Annotated in this window: 14 protein-coding genes; 7 read left to right on the plus strand and 7 right to left on the minus strand. The window is 49.9% G+C overall.

What is annotated here, in order from left to right; genetic code table 11:
- Positions 1 to 210 precede the first annotated feature (210 nt).
- Positions 211 to 1587, plus strand: a complete 1377-nt coding sequence (locus Q8O92_01145; GenBank protein ID MDP2981919.1) for a DUF4861 family protein — start codon at positions 211 to 213, stop codon at positions 1585 to 1587.
- Positions 1588 to 1692: 105 nt separating this feature from the next.
- Here Q8O92_01145 and Q8O92_01150 read toward each other — a convergent pair whose 3' ends face one another.
- From Q8O92_01150 to Q8O92_01165, 4 genes are all read right to left on the minus strand, one after another.
- A complete protein-coding gene (locus Q8O92_01150) occupies positions 1693 to 2169 on the minus strand; it encodes a heme-binding protein (GenBank protein ID MDP2981920.1) in 477 nt (158 codons plus the stop codon).
- A 424-nt stretch (positions 2170 to 2593) separates the two neighbouring features.
- A complete protein-coding gene (locus tag Q8O92_01155; protein MDP2981921.1) occupies positions 2594 to 2797 on the minus strand; it encodes a hypothetical protein in 204 nt (67 codons plus the stop codon).
- Positions 2794 to 3042, minus strand: a complete 249-nt coding sequence (locus tag Q8O92_01160) for a hypothetical protein (protein MDP2981922.1) — start codon at positions 3040 to 3042, stop codon at positions 2794 to 2796. Before Q8O92_01160 ends, Q8O92_01155 begins: the two co-directional genes overlap by 4 nt.
- Positions 3043 to 3077: 35 nt before the next feature.
- Positions 3078 to 3674, minus strand: coding sequence for a DUF6398 domain-containing protein (locus Q8O92_01165; GenBank protein MDP2981923.1), 597 nt, complete (start codon positions 3672 to 3674; stop codon positions 3078 to 3080).
- 532 nt (positions 3675 to 4206) lie between these two features.
- Here Q8O92_01165 and Q8O92_01170 point away from each other — a divergent pair.
- Positions 4207 to 5841, plus strand: coding sequence for a transposase (locus tag Q8O92_01170; protein ID MDP2981924.1), 1635 nt, complete (start codon positions 4207 to 4209; stop codon positions 5839 to 5841).
- A gap of 239 nt (positions 5842 to 6080) precedes the next feature.
- Here the strand turns inward: Q8O92_01170 and Q8O92_01175 are convergent, their stop codons facing one another.
- The 3 genes from Q8O92_01175 to Q8O92_01185 form a co-directional block, all read right to left on the minus strand.
- Positions 6081 to 8417 carry a PIG-L family deacetylase gene (locus tag Q8O92_01175; GenBank protein ID MDP2981925.1) on the minus strand — a complete coding sequence of 779 codons (2337 nt, stop codon included), beginning with the start codon at positions 8415 to 8417 and terminating at the stop codon, positions 6081 to 6083.
- Between the two features lie 175 nt (positions 8418 to 8592).
- Positions 8593 to 9171, minus strand: a complete 579-nt coding sequence (locus Q8O92_01180) for a DUF2911 domain-containing protein (GenBank protein MDP2981926.1) — start codon at positions 9169 to 9171, stop codon at positions 8593 to 8595.
- A 456-nt stretch (positions 9172 to 9627) separates the two neighbouring features.
- Entirely contained in the window at positions 9628 to 10113 is a 486-nt protein-coding gene (locus Q8O92_01185) for an adenosine-specific kinase (GenBank protein MDP2981927.1), read from the minus strand.
- 231 nt (positions 10114 to 10344) lie between these two features.
- On the opposite strand from Q8O92_01185, the gene Q8O92_01190 reads away from it, so the two are divergent.
- The 5 genes from Q8O92_01190 (at position 10345) to Q8O92_01210 (ending at position 18994) form a co-directional block, all read left to right on the plus strand.
- Positions 10345 to 11667, plus strand: a complete 1323-nt coding sequence (locus Q8O92_01190; GenBank protein ID MDP2981928.1) for a DUF362 domain-containing protein — start codon at positions 10345 to 10347, stop codon at positions 11665 to 11667.
- A gap of 18 nt (positions 11668 to 11685) precedes the next feature.
- Positions 11686 to 12225 (plus strand): hypothetical protein, encoded by a 540-nt coding sequence (locus tag Q8O92_01195; GenBank protein MDP2981929.1) that lies wholly within the window; start codon positions 11686 to 11688, stop codon positions 12223 to 12225.
- 14 nt (positions 12226 to 12239) lie between these two features.
- The gene (locus Q8O92_01200; GenBank protein ID MDP2981930.1) at positions 12240 to 13175 is read left to right on the plus strand and encodes a DUF362 domain-containing protein; all 936 of its coding nucleotides are present in this window, start codon (positions 12240 to 12242) and stop codon (positions 13173 to 13175) included.
- 181 nt (positions 13176 to 13356) lie between these two features.
- A complete protein-coding gene (locus Q8O92_01205) occupies positions 13357 to 17547 on the plus strand; it encodes a hypothetical protein (protein ID MDP2981931.1) in 4191 nt (1396 codons plus the stop codon).
- Positions 17548 to 18094: 547 nt separating this feature from the next.
- Positions 18095 to 18994, plus strand: a complete 900-nt coding sequence (locus tag Q8O92_01210) for a fused MFS/spermidine synthase (GenBank protein ID MDP2981932.1) — start codon at positions 18095 to 18097, stop codon at positions 18992 to 18994.
- Positions 18995 to 19013 lie beyond the last annotated feature (19 nt).

Consider the following 19013-nt stretch of genomic DNA (forward strand, 5'->3'; position numbering starts at 1 on the left):
ATCCCCATCGGGTATACCATAGTATCTTAGTAAGGGGGGTAGGGGGGATTAACCTTATCAGATGATCACCTTTGCTAACTTAACGACATACCTGTTCAATGAAAAGGTATTTTACCATAAAAAAACATTGTGAACCGGTGAATGGGTATACTATACTCATATCCATTACTAAATTTCCAGAAAAAAATGAAAGATAAAGGAGAATAATCCATGCGCCCCGCCACAACCTTTCTTTTCTCCATCAGCCTGCTCCTTATCGGAGTCACGGGAGCATTCGCCCAGGAGGGCGGCTGGTACACAGAGGGAGATTTCGCCCCGAAAGTCAGGGTAAAGCTCGAAATAGTGAATACCCTTGATTTCGACCGGAAGAACTGTCCCATCACCATCACCCGAAGCCAGCTTCCCGTCAAAGATATCACCGATCTGTCCATCAATGTGATCGATCCCACGCTCCCCGGAGTTCCCCAGCCCACCAAAGAAGAGCTGTCGCTGGGAGGCGGCCACCGTATCCAGAAGGAAACCAACGGCCACCAGCTTTACAGCCAGTATGACGATATCGACCGTGACGGCATCGGGGACGAGTTTTTCTTTATGACCGACCTGAAAGCCAAGGAAACAAAGACCCTGTACCTTTATTTCGGATTCTCACAGCGAGGCTGGAACGTTCACGGCACCCATGGAGCCATCGGGAGCTATGCCCATCACCTGATTCCTTTCTGGGAATCTGCCAATGTGGGCTGGAAACTCTGGTATCCCACTGACGCCGATCTTTACGGCAAACGGAAGAATGTGCTCATGTCCGATCAACTCTACATGAAGAATCTCAACGGGTATGCTGTGCCTTTCGATTACGGTTCCGATATCATGCGGGTGGATGACAGCTTCGGCGCGGGAGGCGTCTGCCTGTTCGAGGTTCCCGCCAGGCCCGATTCGGCTTCCCGTCCCCGGTTCACTTCGGTGAAAACCGAATTCAAGCCTGATCGCGTCTGGAACGGCGGCCAGCTTTCCGATACCCGGTACGCCTTCGAGGTCATAGTCAACGGCCCCATGCGCAGCATGATCAAGGCCAGGACCATGAACTGGAATACCGGCGCCGGAACCTACGAGCTGGAGCAGATCTATACCGCCTATGCAAACCAGAACTACTCCATCTGCCAGGTGCACTACACGACATTCAATCCCAGGAATCCCGGAACCATGTTCGGCTGCGGCATACGGAAAATTGTGGGCGAGTATGATTCCTACCATGAAGGCAATACGGTGATTACCATCGGCAACGATGAGGTCACCGCGCCGGACGATCCGACCGGACTAAGCAAACTCAGGGTGCAGTATGTGGCCACCGCGCTCATTGTGAAAGACAGCTACAGGCCGCAGTTCCAGTTCGTCCCGGCCCATCAGGGCAACTATACGTTCAAGGTTCCTTCAGGCAAAGACCTCTCGTTCGAATATCTCATCGCCGCCGGCTGGAGCGAGGGCGAGATGCTGAACAAAGCCCCCGCATTCAAAGAGTACATCCTCAAGACCGCCAGGGAATACAACAACCCGCCGGTGATCAAACTCGGTGCAGTGGAGAGGAAAAAGTAAAAAGATAGGCACAAAGGGGCAAAGGCACAGAGGAAAAAGCTTACCTGACGGAAAGTTGGTCTGCTCGCTTTCTTTATCCAGATTTGAGCAGAGAGCCGCAGCGTTTCATTTCCCGACAACATCGGCTCCGGCCTTTGCTACCTGACCGTCCTGCTGCGAGCTCATGCCGCTCACTCCGATCGCACCGATGATCTTGCCGTCCTGCATCAAAGGCAGGCCCCCCTCGATAGGCGTCGCGCCCGGTACTCCAAGCAGCGTTAAACGGCCGCCGGCTACTGCGTCCTCAAAAACCTTGCTGGGCCGCTTGAACATCGCAGCGGTGCGGGCTTTTTCAATCGCTACCTTGACGCTCCCCGTCTGCGTGTTATCCAGGCGCTGGAGCATGACCAGCAGTCCGTGTGTGTCCACGATTGCGATCACGACAGTCCAATTATTTTTTTTCGCCTCGGCTTCGGCTGCTGCCATGACCTTCTTAGCCATTTCGAGTGTCACTTCGTTACCGTAGGCCGGCGCCTGCGCCTGGGCAACACTATTGACTGCCAGGATCATAAACAACGCGAAACATTGCCAGAACATTACCATATTGCCTCCTTCGTAAGTCTGTGTAAGGGTTTGTTCGAAGACTGCAGCGCAAAAGCTGCAGAGATTGTTTAGCCTATTCAATCAACTCTGTTCTGCATCGATCTATTGGTCAATAAAACTCCCCGCATTCGGTACACTTATTGGTTTTATCAAGGCCATTCACTTTCTCAAGTAAATGATAAACAGCGATAATCATGAACAAAAAAATCATTGATGAAATCACAAACCAATGATTCCCCTTTTGAACCATTTTGTATATACCATAGATAAGAGCGGTGAAACCGCAGATAAAAAAGAATAGAACAAATGAAAAATACACATCCCGGCGATCGACATGTTTGTAGCTATTTGCGCCGCACTTTGGGCAAGTCATAGGATTTCCCCCATATATTTCTACCTTTTTTGACCCGGCAAGTATCCCTGTTTACGGCATTTTCCCGACAGCTTTGCCTTCCCCGTCAAACAGGCTCAGGGACGGCCCATCCTTGGACACGCTCAGTATGGCGCGCAGCTTGCCGTTGAAGTCTGCCATACCAAAATCCGGCCCGTTATCGGACACACGCAGCATGGTTACCATACTGCCTTTCTCGTCTACAAGAGTGAATTGTTTGGCGCGAATCTCGTTCAAAACGCTCTGTTGAGCGGTCGGCGCTCCTGAGGCGCCGGAGATGAGAGCCAGGCATCCTCATAGCGGATTCGGCTGACCGGGGCGGAATCGAACGAGTAAATATCCGCTCCGGGACAGGCGACTAAAAATGTTGTCGGGGAGCGGAATTCCAGGTTTCTGGTCGCCAGAAAAACGGGCATGTTGAACGGATATACTTCGGCAGTCGGAAATCTGTCAGGATGGAGGGTGATATTCCTGAGGTGCAATGGTATCTCCTGTATAAATTTTTACCTGAAGGAGGTCACTTTTTCGAGTCATCAAACAGACTCAGTTGATTTTTCTGACGGTTCTTCTTTTTTTCTTCTGCGTTTTTTTGGTTTATCTCCGCTCGTAGAGCTTTTTTCTCAAGAGCTTCCTGTTCTCTGATTCGCTGCTGTTCGGTTAAGTATTTTTCCAATTCTTCCGCTTCTTTACCTTCGACGAATTCCACTTCTAAATCTAGTTTAGATAGAGCGCTTTTGGGCATGATTATTCCTCCCGGAAATTCAACAAAAGTGAACATGTCGGTTATTTCCTGGCGGCAGAATCCTTCTTCTCCCAGTCCAAGTTTACAGGCTTTTTCGATTTGAGCTGCCTTATTAACAACAGTAGATTTCTTTACACCAAAATAATCACAGATCGTGTCAGTCTTCATACAATATTCTTGATCACGGTCAAATAAAAAATTAAGACGGGCAATGACGTAAATAATTGAGGCAGCCCAGATTTCCTCTCTGCCCCTGGTTATGGTAAGCTTTTTTTTCCTTCCGAGTTTATCGCATAATTTTTGGGCATATCCCTCATATTCATCGTTTAAGTGCTGTTCACAAAAATCCCTTATCAATTCCTTGATCTTCATAAGTTTTTCTCTTAAAAATTCATCAATCCAGAGTTATTAGTAAATCACAGAAATGGGTAATATTATTGTAAAGAGGCTTTTGCAAAAGTCGTGTTTACTGGGAGAAGCCCCCTTTCTGTCCCATTACTTGACATCCTTCCCCCTAAGGGGAAAAAGCCTCAAATTTAGAAATAATTGTATACGGGTATGTCGTTACATAAGCTAAGGTGATCATCCGAAAGGTAAATCCCCCCTGCCCCCCTTATTAAGGGGGGAAAAAGAAAATTGTTACTAATACTATGTAAACATTTCTTAGGATTTTACAGAACCCTCTCTCTAAATTCCCCCCTTAATAAGGCGAGGGCGACAAAAGGATAATATTGACATAAGTTATTATAAATAAATAAAATAAATGAATATTTAGCTTGACATGGCGGTTTAGATTTATTATACTTAAGGTATTGTTATGAAAGGAGATAAAGCCGCCATGCAACATATTGTAGATCCACGACAAACGAGTTTGATTGACTCTTATACGGGGGTATTTTCGAAGTTGGCTTACCGCCGCATAGTCAACGGCTGGCAGGGAGTATTCCGGAATGTTATACTCGCTACGATGCCTGTGGACACAATTGCTGGAGAATTCAGCGAAAGTGAAGGACGGTCGACCAAGGAATTGTATTCGATGGCCGGGTTGGTATTCATCATGCAGTTTCGTAACTGGACGATCGAGCAGGCAGCGGAAGAATATATGATTAATTTGGGCGTCCAGTATGCGCTCAATCTGGAGCCGGGCGGGCAAAGTCTTTCTTCGCGAACGCTGGATCGTTATCTGGCGATTTTTCGTGAGTGTGACATTGCGGAGAAGGTGTTTCACGATGTGACTCAAGCACTGGTTGAAGCACTGGAAAAAGACGTGAGCCGGCAGCGATTGGATTCCACGCATATATTCAGCAATATGGCGCAGTTTGGGCGGACACAGTTGATGGGAGTGGTAGTCAAGCGTTTCCTGACTCAAGTGCATCGGCATGATGTCCCTGCTTATGAAGCCTTGCCTGAAGAATTGCTCGCGCGATATGCCCCGGCAGCCAACCGGTTGTTCGGCGACACGGTGAACGACATCAAATCGCGGAAGCTGATTCGTCAACAGGTTGCTGAGGATATGCTGATGTTGATTCAATGGTTTGAGGATACCGATCACGCTGATCGGACGACGTTTAAGCAACTGGTTCGGGTGTTCAACGAACAATGCACGGTAGAAGAGAAACGGGTGATAATCAAAGAGAAAGCGGGAGGCCGAGTGCTTCAGAACCCTTCCGACCCCGATGCCACCTATGACGGCCTGAAAGGGCCGGGATACCAGGTGCAGGTCGCCGAGACCTGTACGGAAGGTGATGTGCAGCTGATCACAGCGGTTATCCCGCAAACGGCGGCCGAACCAGATTGTGAGGCTGTCCTTCCCGTATGCCGTGACCTTCAGGAAACTGGATTGGTTCCTGAAATAATGCTGTGCGATGCCGCCTATGGCAGCGACGCCAATGTCCAGAATTGTAAAGCACAAGAAATGGAATTGATCAGCCCGGTCAACCGGTCCCGACGCAATGATGAGATAATGCATGTAGACGATTTTGACATCGACCCTTTCACAGAATGCGTTCACCTTTGTCCGGCAGGTCATGCGCCTCTGGAATCCACTCATGACCTGTCCACGGGGAAGACCCGCACCATCTTTGACGGTGCGTTGTGCAGAGCCTGTCCAAGCTTTGCAAAATGCCCCACTACCGGAAAGGGTAACCGCCGTACGTTCCATCACACCCCTGCTCAACGGCGTAACGCCGCGCGCCTCCAGAAGGAACAGACCCCCGCGTTCCGTTCCGTATACAACAAACGAGCCGGTATCGAAGGAACCTTTTCGCGCATCAAATCCTGCCTCGGCCTGCATCGGTTGCGAGTTCGGGGATCCAAGCCCGTATTCATGGCATTGTTTCTCAAACTTGCTGGGTGGAATATTCTCCAGGCCGCAAAATCTAATACCTTGAGGAGGAAAATAGCCGCCAAAATACGGGTATTTTCCACTAATCCGATCCCAAATTGGCTTTCGATGTATGTTTTCAGGTTCCATTGTTATCTTTTTAACCGTCCTGTTCTCTGTTCGCCTTTAACAGACCTTTTGATGCATTCAAGTTGAATAAAAGTTTTTTACTTTTGTCGCCCTCGTCTTAATAAGGGGGGGGGATCCTACCCCACAGCAAGCTGCAAGGAATTCCGTGATTAAATGTCTCTCTCAGGAAAATACCCTTGTAACTATATAGAATATAAGAATATAGGCAACCAGACTCGCCAGAACCAGAGTATACAGGCATCTCCACGAAGACAGAATCGGCGGCGGCTCTTCACTATTTTCTCTCTGTTCCTTCTCTAAGCCATTCATTGATTTTTCCCCGATGAAATCATATTGACAAAAAGCCGGTACGCCCCGGGAACACCGGCCGGAAGCTGGCGGAACCACGCGTAACCCGAATAGATAAAAACACCCTTACCATACCGGGCATACAACATTCCTCCCTTCCGATCGGGTTCGTTCGGGTCATGGCAGGACAAAACCGGTTCATAATGCTCGTCCCATTGTGTGGCGAAATAGAGCCCCCGCTCCTGCACCCAGCCATCGAAATCGGCTGCGGTAATCCTGTTCGGAACTTGCAGAAGCGGGTGATCCGGCTTTATAAAGCTGACAGGTGCTGTCTCCACGCTGACCCGGTCATTTCCGATGGTGAAAGGATACGGGCCGAAATTCCCCATGAGCAGACCGGAGGGCACGTTGTACTGAACGATCACAGTTCCGCCATTACGGACATATTCGAGCAGCCGCGATTGGGTGGCTTTCAATATCTCACGAGTATTGTATGCACGCACACCGGTAATTATGGCATCGAACGAGGAAAAATCCCCTGCCGCAAGCATCTCGTCAACCATCAAAGCGACATCGTATCCCAGGCTGTGCAGCGCACCGGGGATCTCGTCTCCCGAGCCCATGACATAGCCGATTTTTCCCCCTGGCATCGGGCTGTCGAGTTTAACAGTCTTGATGCTGCTCTGCGGGAAATACACCTGCTTTTTAATGTGGGGGTGACTGATTTCGACGAGGGCGCGGTCATAGGTTTTCCCGTTGATTTCAGCCTGGGCGACAAGGACCGCTTCACCAAAATTTTCAGGCGGAGACAGGGTAAAAGTAACCTGTTGTTCCCCATTTTTTTCAGCGATGGAAAATGGTATCGTCTTCGGCTCGACCTTCCAGGAGTCAGTACCGCTTAACCGGAGGAGCCCCGAGATGTTTGAAGCATGGCTCTTGATCCCGACAGTAATTTTTTTGGAACTGTTGTTCCCGAACACGCAAACGTTCTCATTGAAGTTACACGTTGCCGGAGGCCTGATTTCAAACGGACGATACAGCTCGCCATCGACCCGGTCAGTCCATCGAAAAATGAGAGGCGCCGGGTATTCCAGGAACAAGCCTCCGCAGCTCACGGTAACGAGAATCCGAATCGAGGGTGGATTTTCCGCGAGGCCGATCATCCGTTGATTGGAAACGGAGAACATTCCTTCTGAAAACGGCTCTTCGAGCCAGTATGGCTGTGAAATCGGACATGCCGCCGGGATGTGAAGGGTATTTTCGACGGTCACCGGAACATTATCGGCCAGATCGCGATTTTCAAGGGATGTAAAGCCGCATTCAGGACAACTGACCTTCCCAAGCTTCAAAGGCAGATCAGATCGGTTTACCATTGTTATACGGAACGGAACCTGCTCCCCCGGAACAGCGGAAAAACCGGTCGACACCGCTTCGATCCAGAGGCCTGCGCAGGATTGTATGATTTTCAATAATTCCTGCCGTTTTACCGCGACCCACTCGTTCTCCTGGAGTTTGTTCAGCTCTTCATAGACCGCTAACAGATCAGGAACAGATTTGGAAGGGTTCTGAGGGTCAAAAGTTTTCAGAATTTTCTGAAGCATCTTTCCTGTCCGCTGGCCGCCGGGAATCCGGTTCCACGTGGTGTCGATGCCCTCGAAAAGGTCGTTTGAGGCCGGATCCCCGTCAACGAGTACGAAATTATCGTACTGAATTCCCCTTCGGCCGGCGGCGCCGAAACCCTGTGTCTTGTGCATGGACCGGCTCAAAGCGGCGATTTCGGTATATGATTTGCCCGGAAGCGGATTGTATTCGCCGACATTTACTCTGATTAAAGGATTTTTATCACCTTGCTCGATACGGAAGGTGTTCGCGAATATTCTCCGTGTTTTCCAGGGTTTGACGAATTTGAGCTGTTCCGGGAATTGCGCCGGGTCTGCTGCGGCTTTAAATGCCTGGAGCGCAAGCAGCGCTGAAGCGGCATGGTGACCGTGCCCTCCGGATTGACCCGGAGGGAACCGTGTCATAATAAGATCGGGACAGAATGTCCGGATTACCCATACCATATCGGCAAGAACTTTTCCCCTGTCCCAGAAATTGAATGTCTCTTCGGCTGTCTTCGAATATCCGAAATCGATTGCCCGGGTAAAATACTGTTCCGCGCCGTCTATGTTACGCGCTTCCAGAAGCTCCTGGGTACGGATTATGCCGATTTCGACTCCCTTTTCCGAGCCGATCAGGTTTTGGCCGCCATCGCCGCGTGTGAGCGACAGGTATGCGGTGCGGTATTTTTTCCCTTTCACCAGATACGCCAGGACCGCAGTATTCTCATCGTCCGGATGGGCGCCTATATACAAAACGCTTCCAAGTGTGGTGAGCTTGTTTAAAGCTATCTGTAATTCGCCCGAGTCTCTTATTGCACCGGGCTGTGCAATGACGTGATGCGAGATAAGAAATGCCGCAAAAATCGTAAAGAATATTGATTTATAGGAGTGTTTTTTCATCATTTTGAGTGTTCAATGTCCTCTCGCCTTACTGTATTATCTGAATCTTAAAAGGAACCTTCAGCTTTTCCCAGTGCAGGAATGCTGTCGCGGATGTTCCAGACAAATCGTCAAATCCGTATAACAGCCATTCTTGGTGAGGAGAACTGATCGGTGTCACCGTTATTCTAAAAATATCATCTTCCTGGTTATAAAGATAGCTTCCATCAAGATCATTTTTCTTGCTGAATGCGATGATCCAGTTTTTTTCCGATGGTATCATGTGGATGCCGTACTTGCCTGCCGGCAGTTTCTTTCCTTCAACGAGGATATCTTTGGTGCATTGAATGGTGGTATTTTCGTTCGCTCCCGCACGCCAGGGAAAAGGCTTATCCTTTGAGTAGTTGTTGCCTGGCGCCAATCCATAGGGCACGAGTTTGCCCCAAATTACTCTTCCTTTGACCCCAGGCCGGCTGTAATCTATAGTGATATCGGTATCGATTCCCAGCCTTTGAGTCACACTGGCCTTGAGGCTCGCACGAACTTTTTCACCCTGTGCCTGTGCTGCTGATGGTATAACAAGCAACAAGACACTAACCATACTGAGCGCGATGTTGAATCGTTTCATAAAAACTTCCCCTTTTTGATGGGTTTACCGGTTGTGGAGCTTGATCGGGATTTCTGTTCCCGGTTTCGTTAAAAACCAATATTTTTTTTATCATGATTCTGCCGAAGTAAATAAATTCGGAGGCACTCCTATTTGTCAAGAAAAAAATGGGTAAAGTTAAGGTAAATAAACGTTTTTTTAGGTTCATCCGATTATTGCATACCTGAAGTAGAAAGGGGTGGAAAAAAGGAGTGGATATTGTATAAAATTCCCTTTGAACAAACCCTTTAGCCCCAATACAGTTCATTTAACCACGAAAATCACGAAAAACACGAAATTTGCTTTTTGATAAAATCATTTTTTGTGCCTTTCGTGTGGTTCGTGGTTTAAAAATCTTGTACTTTTTCGTTAAAGTGAACCGTATTGGGGCTAAAGTGCAAGAGTACTCAGAAGCAGGTAAAGAATCCAACTTTTTTTTCATAATTTATACCCGATCTTGCGCAATAAATTTTTCCGCCATTGTATTTCTTCCTCGTCTTCAATGCCTCTGGAATGAAAGCCGTCCACTACCCCCAGTACGCCTCTCCCCTGTTCCGTCTCGGCAAGAATTACTTCGGTCGGGTTGGCAGTGGCGCAGAAAATACGGCATACCTCCGGCGCCATCTTCACGGTGTTCAACACATTCAGCGGGTAGAATCCTTCCCCGAGGAAAATGATAAAACAATGGCCGGCGGCAATGGCAAGAGCATTTTCCCGCGCAAGTTCGATCATGACCTCGTCGGTGCCGGACCAGCGCACCAGGCATTTGCCGGAGGCTTCGCAAAAGGCCAGGCCGAATTTGATGCCCGGAACAGCGCCAACCAAAGCTTCGTGGATGTCCTCAACGGACTTGATGAAATGCGTCTGGCCGAAAATGAAGTTCACCGATTCCGGCTTATCGATTCTTACAGTAATGATCTGCATATCGAACGCCTCCCTTTTTAGATATATAACGCGATCCGGTATTTCGCCTGATGGATTAAAATAGTACGAAAAAAATATTGAAACAGTAAAAAAATAGATATATTTCCTGAAACCTTGATAAAAAAGGGGCGTTATGTAACTTCAGCCCTCTTTCCCTCGTTTCCTTTACCCCGAATGGGGTAAGGGAAGTCGTTGCTCCACAGGAGTTGCTGCTTCGCAGGAACGGTAAAAATGAAAAAGTTTTCCAGAAGAACTTTCCTTGATCACACAGCCAAAGGGATAACAGGATTTCCCCTCTTTGCATCATCGTTCAATAATTCCGCACAGGCATTGGAAAAACCGGCAGGCAAGGTTCCAGTGGTGGTGGTCCAAGACGATAAAGCTCTCAGTGGCAGTGTAATCAACCAGGATACTGTTCAGGTCATGCTGGATGCCGCCCTCAAGAGCATCACCGGAATGGAAAGCGCCCTTGAGGCCTGGCAGAGCCTGTTCCCGGGAATCACCCGGAAAAGCGTAATCGGAATAAAAGTGAACTGCATCAATGATGCGCTCTCCAGTCATCCGAAGACTGCAATGGCCGTTGCAGGCGCGCTCAAACGTATGCAAGTGGAAGGGAGCGCTTTCCCGGAGGGAAATATAATCATCTGGGACCGCACGGTCAGCGAACTCCGCCGCGCCGGTTACACAATCAATACCGGAACAACCGGTATACGGTGTTTCGGCACCGATCAGTCCGGAATCGGTTACTCTACAATAAATTATAATGTGGCCGGCAGTACTCAGCGTCTGAGCCGTATCATTACCGACATGTGCGATTACCTTATCAATCTCTCGGTGTTTAAAAACCATGACATGGCGGGTGTGACATTCAGCATGAAAAACCACTATGGCACCTGCAATAACCCAGGGGGTCTCCACGGCGGCTACTGCGATCCTTACATTGCGGCGCTCAACAATCTGTCTCCCATCCGTACCAAACAGGTCATCTCCATCTGCGATGCTCTCTGGGGCATCGTTGCCGGGGGTCCCGGCGGCGCACCCCAGGTCACCCCGAAATCACTGATCGTGAGCCGTGACCCGGTGGCGCATGATGCGGTATGTACTCAGGAAATCGGAAATCTCGGATGCAAAACACTCAAAATCGCCACCCACATCGCCACCGCCGCAAAGGCGCCCTATTCACTTGGTATCGCAGACCTCGGACAGATTGAGATACTACGGCTTCAAAATCCCAAGCTGGCAGTTAAAGAGTTTGAAAGCGGTGAAACCGCGCCCCAGGTGTTCCGGGTGTTTCAGAATACCCCCAATCCATTCAATGTGGAAACGGTAATTTCCTATCGGCTTTTTCGTCCTGCGGCGGTGAAGCTCGATATCTATTCGATCCGAGGAACCATCGTACGACGCCTGGTGGACGAACGCCAGAACGCCGGGCTGTATCGAGTGAACTGGGACGGCCGTTCAAAAGAGGGTCTTCCCGCAGCTAGCGGGATATATTTCGGGCGATTTTTAATCGATAAACATAGAGGGATTGTTTGTATGCAGTTGCTCAAATAATAACCTTGAGGATTTACCATGAAAATGCGCTTCATCTTCCTGTTTTTACTTTCAGTAACTCTTTTCAACTGCTCCAAGGATTCGGTCACCAATTCCAAACCGGTAACTGTGGAAGATATATTGACCCGTGATGACGAGATCAGCGGATGGAAACGAGGCGGAGTATCCTGGACAGCAGGCAGCAGCGGAGAACTCAATACCCATATCGACGGCGAAGAACCGCTCTATACCCGGAACGGGTTCATCGAGGCGGCGATGCGGCGGTACGAGGGCCGGGTTCTTACTATAAGCGCCGCCATAGAGCTTCGGGTTTTCGACATGGGAACTCCCGCTCATGCTCAGTCACTCTTTAATGAGATCGTCCTGCAGTTGGTCAATCCAATTATCTGGAGTCCGGGAGCGGGAGAAGAAGCCCGTATCGAGCGATTTCCTCTTTCGCAGAAAATTGTGTTCAGAAAATCCGTATACTTCGTTTCTCTTTCCATCACTACCGGGCAGGACGAAGCATTGGATGTATTGAAAACATTCGCGGGAAATGTGAACAGCAAAATCCAGTAAAAACAGAGACTTTCATGAATACACCGTATACCAGAAGAAATTTTATCATATGCTCCGGAGGAGTTATCGGCGCCGGTCTCCTTCCAGGTACAATTCTTCCCTCGCCTGCCGGGGCGAAAGAAAACACCGGAACTATCGACCTTGCGGTAGTGCAGGGAGATACTGCCAGGGCGGCCGCGCGTGCAATAGAACTGTTCGGGGGAATGGAACGTTTTGTCCGTCCGAATGACACCGTTCTCCTCAAACCGAACGTCTCGTTCCCCAATCCTCCCCGCATGGGCAGCACGACCAGTCCCGAACTGGTGAAAGCGGTTGCGGAGCTGGCACTGAAAGCGGGCGCGGTAAGGGTCATCGTAGCAGATAACACGATGCGCGGCAGCGCCGCCTGTTTCGAGGCAACAGGAATACAGGCGGCTTTCGCAGGCAGTGAAAAGGCAAAGATCATCTCTCTTGACCGCGAGAGCTCTTTCACCGAGATCGAGGTTCCGCACGGCAAGGCGCTGAAAAAGGTCATGATCGCCAGGCTGATCGGCAGGTGCAACGTGGTGATAAACCTGCCCTGCGCCAAGTCGCACAGCGCCACCGAGGTGAGTTTCGGTCTGAAAAATCTTATGGGACTCATCTGGGACCGTCAATTTTTTCATACCGGCGCCGATCTGCATTGGGGGATTGCCGAGCTGGCGACCGTGATGCGCCCGCATCTTACCATCCTGGACGCCAGCCGCGCGCTGATAACCGCCGGACCAACCGGCCCGGGGAAAGTCCAGGAATTGCGCACCGTCATTGCCGGAACCGACCCCCTTGCGGTCGATGCCTATGCGGTCTCTCTGGCGGCCTGGAACAACCGGTCGCTTGACGCCCGTTCTGTGCTGCATCTTTCCCATGCCTATACCCTGGGTGTAGGGAAAATAGATGTGACAAAGATGGCTGTTGTCAAGGAAAGCGTATAAATTGAAATAAAAGGCTCTTCTCTGAATTATATTTGACGACATAAATAATTGCGCATGTATTGAGTGTTCAGATCCTGAAACGAGTTCAGGATGACACGTGTCATGCCGAACTTGTTTCGGCATCTATCTTTAAAAAGAAACTCAATAAAATATGTCGTCATGTCAGGTAAGACCACGGTTCATGAACTCTACACTCCGCTATACATTTTCCCTTGCCATTTTCCTCTTCTTTTCAGAGTCTCATCTCCTCACCGCTCAGAACCGGCCGGTCTGGCCGAAAGGTGAGTTTCCCCATCTCGTGGTTGATGACAAACTATGGATCGGAACCCACCAGGGTCTCTACCAGTATCACTCCTCTGAAGACACATGGGCGGTTTACGGCGAACACAGCGGCCTGCCTTCCAATGACATCCGTCTCCTTCTCTGGGACGGTGAATTTCTCTGGGCCGCAACCGCGAAAGGCCTGTCCTACGGCGATCTCAGACTGAACAAATGGGTGACCTTCACAGCCGGGAGCGGGCCTCCGAGCGAAACTATCCTGTCCCTGGCCAGCGGGGGAAATTATGTCTGGGCCGGTACAGACCGGGGCGCCGCACGGTTCGACAAAATCATACAGGAGTGGGAAACTTTCGTCCCGGGAAAAGGTTTGCCGGATTCCACCGTGTACGATATCGCTGTCGACGGCGACCTCGTATATTTTGCCACACGCAAGGGGTTGGCCGAATACGACACCCGTTTCGAGAAATGGCGCTACTATGGAAAAGGCGAAGGTATCGCTTCGGACACAATACGGGTTATCCATCCGACCGCCGAATACCTCTGGCTTTTCACCGACCGAGGTATGAGCCGATTTCACAAGAAGCTGCACACTTCCCTGTCATTTACCGGCGACGCCCGGATGAACTATGAGAACATCCGCGATTTCGCGGCGGATAATGACCAGTTCTGGCTGGCCGGCGGTGAAGGTGTGCTTCTTTATGACCCCGGCAGCTCCCTCTGGAGAAATTATCAGGAAGAAATAAACCTGCCGAGCCGCTCGGTGAAAGCGTTCTCGTTCACCCGGGAAAAGAAATGGTTTGCAACCGAGCGTGGGGTGGCCCTCTACGATGAAGCAGAAAATATCTGGCGCCGTTATGACCGGGCGCAGGGACTTTCCTCGGAAAACTATGAGGCGGCTGCGTCCTATTCAGGAATGACCTTTCTCATCAATGCCGACGCGATCGACTACTTTAAACCTTATGAAAACCGGTGGTATACCTATACGGTAAAAAAAATGACCGGTTCCGGCCGCAGCGGCGTTTTCCCCATCCTGTCCCTTGACCGTGAGAAGGGGAGTTATATCAAGTTAAATCCGGATCTCCAGCTCAGTGCGAGCGGCAGCCGTTTTACCTACCTTGACCAGCAATCCTTCGACAACCGATACGGAAATGTATTCGGTAACGCTTCCGGGGAAACCGCGAAGCGCGGCGATCTTAAAGCTCAGCTATCTTTTCCCGGGGGCCGGACGCTGAACGGGTTTTACAATGACACCGATTTCAGCCGCACCGTCCACGGCATGAGATACAAAGGGCGCCGGAGCGATCTTGTCCAGGAGATAAACCTGGGCGATGTACGGTATGAACAGGGGAAAAACAGCCTTATCCCCTCGCTCGGGATATACGGGTCTTCGGCGCTCCTGGAGGCTGGCCCCAAAACGGAACGGTATAAGCGGAGCCTGGTTACCGCCCGTGGATGGAGCGGCGAAAAAACCACCGGATTCGAAACTGATTTTTTCACCGGCAACCTTCAGAAGGGCGATCTTCTCCTCCGGGATACGGACTATATCCGGGAGACCTTTTTCCCCGTCTTTTCCGGCATCGGAATTTTTTCGGTAGACGAAGGCTCGGAGAAAGTGTACATGGACGACGGCGACACTTCCGACAACACAGCCAATACCATCAGTAATACCACCATAGCCGGAATCGGCGGCGATTTCGACCTCCTCGGCCAGTATAGTAAATATTCCATGGATTACCGGCTGGGAGTGATACGTTTCCTCACCCCGGTAAGTGATGCCGCCGCTGTGGTTATCCGCGGAAGTTCGGGCGGCTCGCCCTTTGAAAGCGTCCTGAAAAAGCCGGAGTCGGTAGACAATAGCCTTGTAAACCGTTACTTTATCGGCGGTATGCAGATCATCCCCTCCACGTTCAGCCTGGAGATTCTCGATGAAGGAGGCGCCCAACACCCTCTGAAAGAATTCGGCCTAGATGACAACGGCGACGGGAGAGTCGACCCGGAGCGGATCGATTATCGTGAGGGAATTCTCTCCTTCCCCGCCCCGAAACCGTTCCCTTCATCGGCTTACGACCGCGGCCACCCGCTTTCGCACTACTCCCTGCACATCAGATTTCAGACAGAGATAGCTATTTTCAGCCTGAAACACAATCACCTCATCCGCGGGTCGGAAACATGCACCGTCGATGGCGAGACCCTGACCGGAGGAGATGACTATGTGCTCGATTATACCAGCGGCGCCCTGCTCATCATCAAGGAAGGTACGGTTGCAGAAGACAGCGAGATCAAAGTCGCTTATGAGTATTATCGCGATTCCACGGAGAATTTCAATCTGGCCGGCGCCGGACTCAGTCCCTCGGACAAAATGCAGATGGAAGTCAGCTATTTCACCTTCGACCAGGGCGGAGACAGCGGGTATCGGGAAAGATACAGCGGCATCGACTCTTTCAGCGAATTCAGATGGCAGGCGCGGGGGATGGATTTCGTGCTCACCCCCCAGTTTGCCCGCACCCAGGGAGCTTTACGGGCGGGAAACAGCATGGCGGTCAGAACAGATGCCAGCTCCTCAAGGATGCGCCTCTTTTCGCTTTATGAGCGGTATGATCGGAATTTCGAGCCGTTATTCCCCCAAAAATTTCAATTGGGGAACCTGGAGGACCGTGAGGGGGCGGGAGGAACACTCTATCCCTTTGCCTTTCTCGACGTTTCCGCCGACTGGAGCCGTGAGCGCTCCCCGGCGGATGGACATGGAAAGCAGAGCACAGAGGAGAATCTCGGGGGAAAAATCGTGCTTAACAAAGCCCTCCTTCCGGCGCTCTCTCTTTCCGCGCGGTCGCGGACACTGAAGGCGCAAGCGTATGAATCCCGCAAGGAGACTTTGAAGGGAGAGATGGAATACCAGGTTCCGGGTATTCTTCTTGAGAAGATACCGCTCAAAGCGATGCGCTTATACGGGGTCTGGCGGCGAAGTTATGAGGATCGTGTGACGGATTCGGGCGAACTGACTCCGGATGAAACCAGAAAGGTGTATGATCATAACTACCTGCGGTTTGACATAACACCGGCGAATCTTATCCAGATCAATACCTACTATCGGGGGATGAGCACCCGCGCAGAGGATGTACTTTCCGGCAGGGGCAGCCATTTGCTCAACAACCGCCGGAAACTCTTCCTGGATATGACCCTTGATCGTCTGCGGGGGATGAACCTGAATATCCGCTCGCAGGGGGAAATCAACGAATCGTTCTCCGCGCCCGGACTGAACACCCGCAGCCGCTCGCTCGACCGCAACCTCCAGTCCAGCCTGAGGTTTTTCCCCGGGCAGTGGTACCGCCCGCTCACTCCGTTCACCTTCGAATTCAACTACCAGCCATCTTTCAACGGCTACCAGGGTAATACCCCGGCGGATACCCCCTGGATTGACACGCTCGCCGGGTCCTGGCCGGTCCGGGAATTATCGACCTCTGAAAACAGTACGCTTTACCAGGCTCGCGGGGAATGGAGACCATCCGGGTCTCTTTTTCTCTCCAGCGGCATCGATGTCTATGCGATCATCGACCGCACTTTAGGCAGCCGGCTCGATACCGGCATCCATAGAATAAACCAGAAAGTGGAATACCGGCCTTCAATGTCTTCGCTTCTCACCCTGCAATATATCAGAGATCAGGAGGAAAAGGTAAAGTATTCCGTCTCCACACGCGACAACCCCCTTGTCTGGCTGGAAAACCGCTGGAATGACAAGCTGCAGACCAAATGCACCGTATCATGGCTCCAGGAAGAAAAACGCCTGGGAAATATAAGGGAACATTCCACCCTCTGCTCGCCCCTGTTCGGCTGCACCTACCGCATGGGGCGGCAAAGCTCCGGGCTGTCTGCCGCCGAGATCAGGAATGACCTTTCTTTCACTTTCTCCCGGGGCACGAGCTTTCTCCCGGATTCACGGTACAACAGCGTATCAAACGCTTTCGCAATGGACTGCTATCCGGCATCTGTGCTCATCCTCCGGTTACGGGTAATAGTATCTTACCGTGATCACACCATTCCCGGAGCGCCTTCCCTGAACACCCGGCTGGAGATACGGATGACCGCACAGTTGTAAGTGAAAAAAAGGAATTTATTTAAAATTTCCTTCTGCTCTCATAAGGGAGCTTGACACTTTAGGGCGGTTGTGCGTATTATACAGACTTGAACTCGTTTCAGGGGCTGCATGATAATAATACAAAACAGGTATGTCTTTAAGTAAGCTAAGGTGATCATCCGAAAGGTTAATCCCCCCTACCCCCCTTATTAAGGGGGAAAAAGAAAATTGTTCCTATTACTTATGTAAACATTTATTAGGATTTGACAGAACCCTCTCCCTAAATTCCCCCCTTAATAAGGGGGGATGCCGAAGGCAGGGGGGATATTTAAAAGACACAGGAGCACCCAATTTCTCATATTTACTGTTTTACTGTATGTTGCTGACTTAACGACATAACCAAATAATACAATTTTTCATAGTGCTCCTGTTGCTAATATATGTATGCAATGGAGAAAATAGATGCCGAAACGGTTTCATCGTTCCCGCGAAGCGGCAACAGGTTCGGCATGACGTCTTCCGTTGTAACTTTTTAACCACCGGAGAGGCTTTTGAAGGAACGAACCGAATGGCAAAAGGAATTTTTTTTATAGTGTTTTTTATTTCAGGTGTATTTGCTGTAAGTTTATCCTGGGCCGGATCGCCGTACTCTGACTCTAAGACTCTCTACCAGAAAGATTCGATCTATCAAACGATTAAGGTATGTCAGGAAGGTACGGTGCTGAAATTATTTGGGGGAAGAACCTGTTTCAGCGCGATGGATAAAGCTGAGCCTTATCACCATGTTCTGGAATATACCGGAATGATGATCATGGGTACCGCATATGTCGAGAATCCGAAGACAGCACTTTTGATCGGCCTGGGCGGAGGAACTGTGGCGAATTATTTGAGAAAATATTACCCGAACTTGAAAATTACCGTAGTTGAATTGGATAAAACCGTTCTTGAATGTTCTCAAAAATTCTTTGATTTTAAAACGGGTGAAAATATGAAGGTGGTTATTCAGGACGGAAGAAGGTTTCTCATGAAAGACAAAGATAAATATGATATTATAATTTTAGATGCATATTATGGAGATTACATACCTTTCCATCTTTTAACGAAAGAATTTCTCGGTATTGTAAAAGAACATGTACAGAAAAACGGTATCGTTGTTTCCAATACGTGGTCATCGCAAAAACTGTATGAAAGAGAATCTGCGACCTATGAAGATGTATTCGGTCATTTTGACAGCTATCTGGGTAATAAATCGGGTAACAGAATTATTATTACTTCCGGGAATGGGGAAAAATCCGATGAATCATCATTGCGATGCTGTATGGTAAAAACACAAGATACAATTCAGTATAAAGAATTGAATCTCCCCGAAATATTTGATAAAACGTATGATAGAAATCTTTCCTGGCCGAAAGATACTCAAATCCTGACCGATGATTATGCTCCGGTTAATACACTCGTTGATCGGTGATGAACGAGCCAGAAATGAA

This window comes from Candidatus Latescibacter sp., from assembly GCA_030692375.1.
Classification (GTDB): Bacteria; Latescibacterota; Latescibacteria; order Latescibacterales; family Latescibacteraceae; genus JAUYCD01.

Excerpts from the sequence above, each read along its gene's own strand:
- Q8O92_01145 (MDP2981919.1), top strand. The coding sequence starts at position 211 with ATGCGCCCCGCCACAACCTTTCTTTTCTCCATCAGCCTGCTCCTTATC.
- Q8O92_01150 (MDP2981920.1), bottom strand. The coding sequence starts at position 2,169 with ATGGTAATGTTCTGGCAATGTTTCGCGTTGTTTATGATCCTGGCAGTC.
- Q8O92_01165 (MDP2981923.1), bottom strand. The coding sequence starts at position 3,674 with ATGAAGATCAAGGAATTGATAAGGGATTTTTGTGAACAGCACTTAAAC.
- Q8O92_01180 (MDP2981926.1), bottom strand. The coding sequence starts at position 9,171 with ATGAAACGATTCAACATCGCGCTCAGTATGGTTAGTGTCTTGTTGCTT.
- Q8O92_01185 (MDP2981927.1), bottom strand. The coding sequence starts at position 10,113 with ATGCAGATCATTACTGTAAGAATCGATAAGCCGGAATCGGTGAACTTC.
- Q8O92_01190 (MDP2981928.1), top strand. The coding sequence starts at position 10,345 with ATGAAAAAGTTTTCCAGAAGAACTTTCCTTGATCACACAGCCAAAGGG.
- Q8O92_01195 (MDP2981929.1), top strand. The coding sequence starts at position 11,686 with ATGAAAATGCGCTTCATCTTCCTGTTTTTACTTTCAGTAACTCTTTTC.
- Q8O92_01200 (MDP2981930.1), top strand. The coding sequence starts at position 12,240 with ATGAATACACCGTATACCAGAAGAAATTTTATCATATGCTCCGGAGGA.
- Q8O92_01205 (MDP2981931.1), top strand. The coding sequence starts at position 13,357 with ATGAACTCTACACTCCGCTATACATTTTCCCTTGCCATTTTCCTCTTC.
- Q8O92_01210 (MDP2981932.1), top strand. The coding sequence starts at position 18,095 with ATGGCAAAAGGAATTTTTTTTATAGTGTTTTTTATTTCAGGTGTATTT.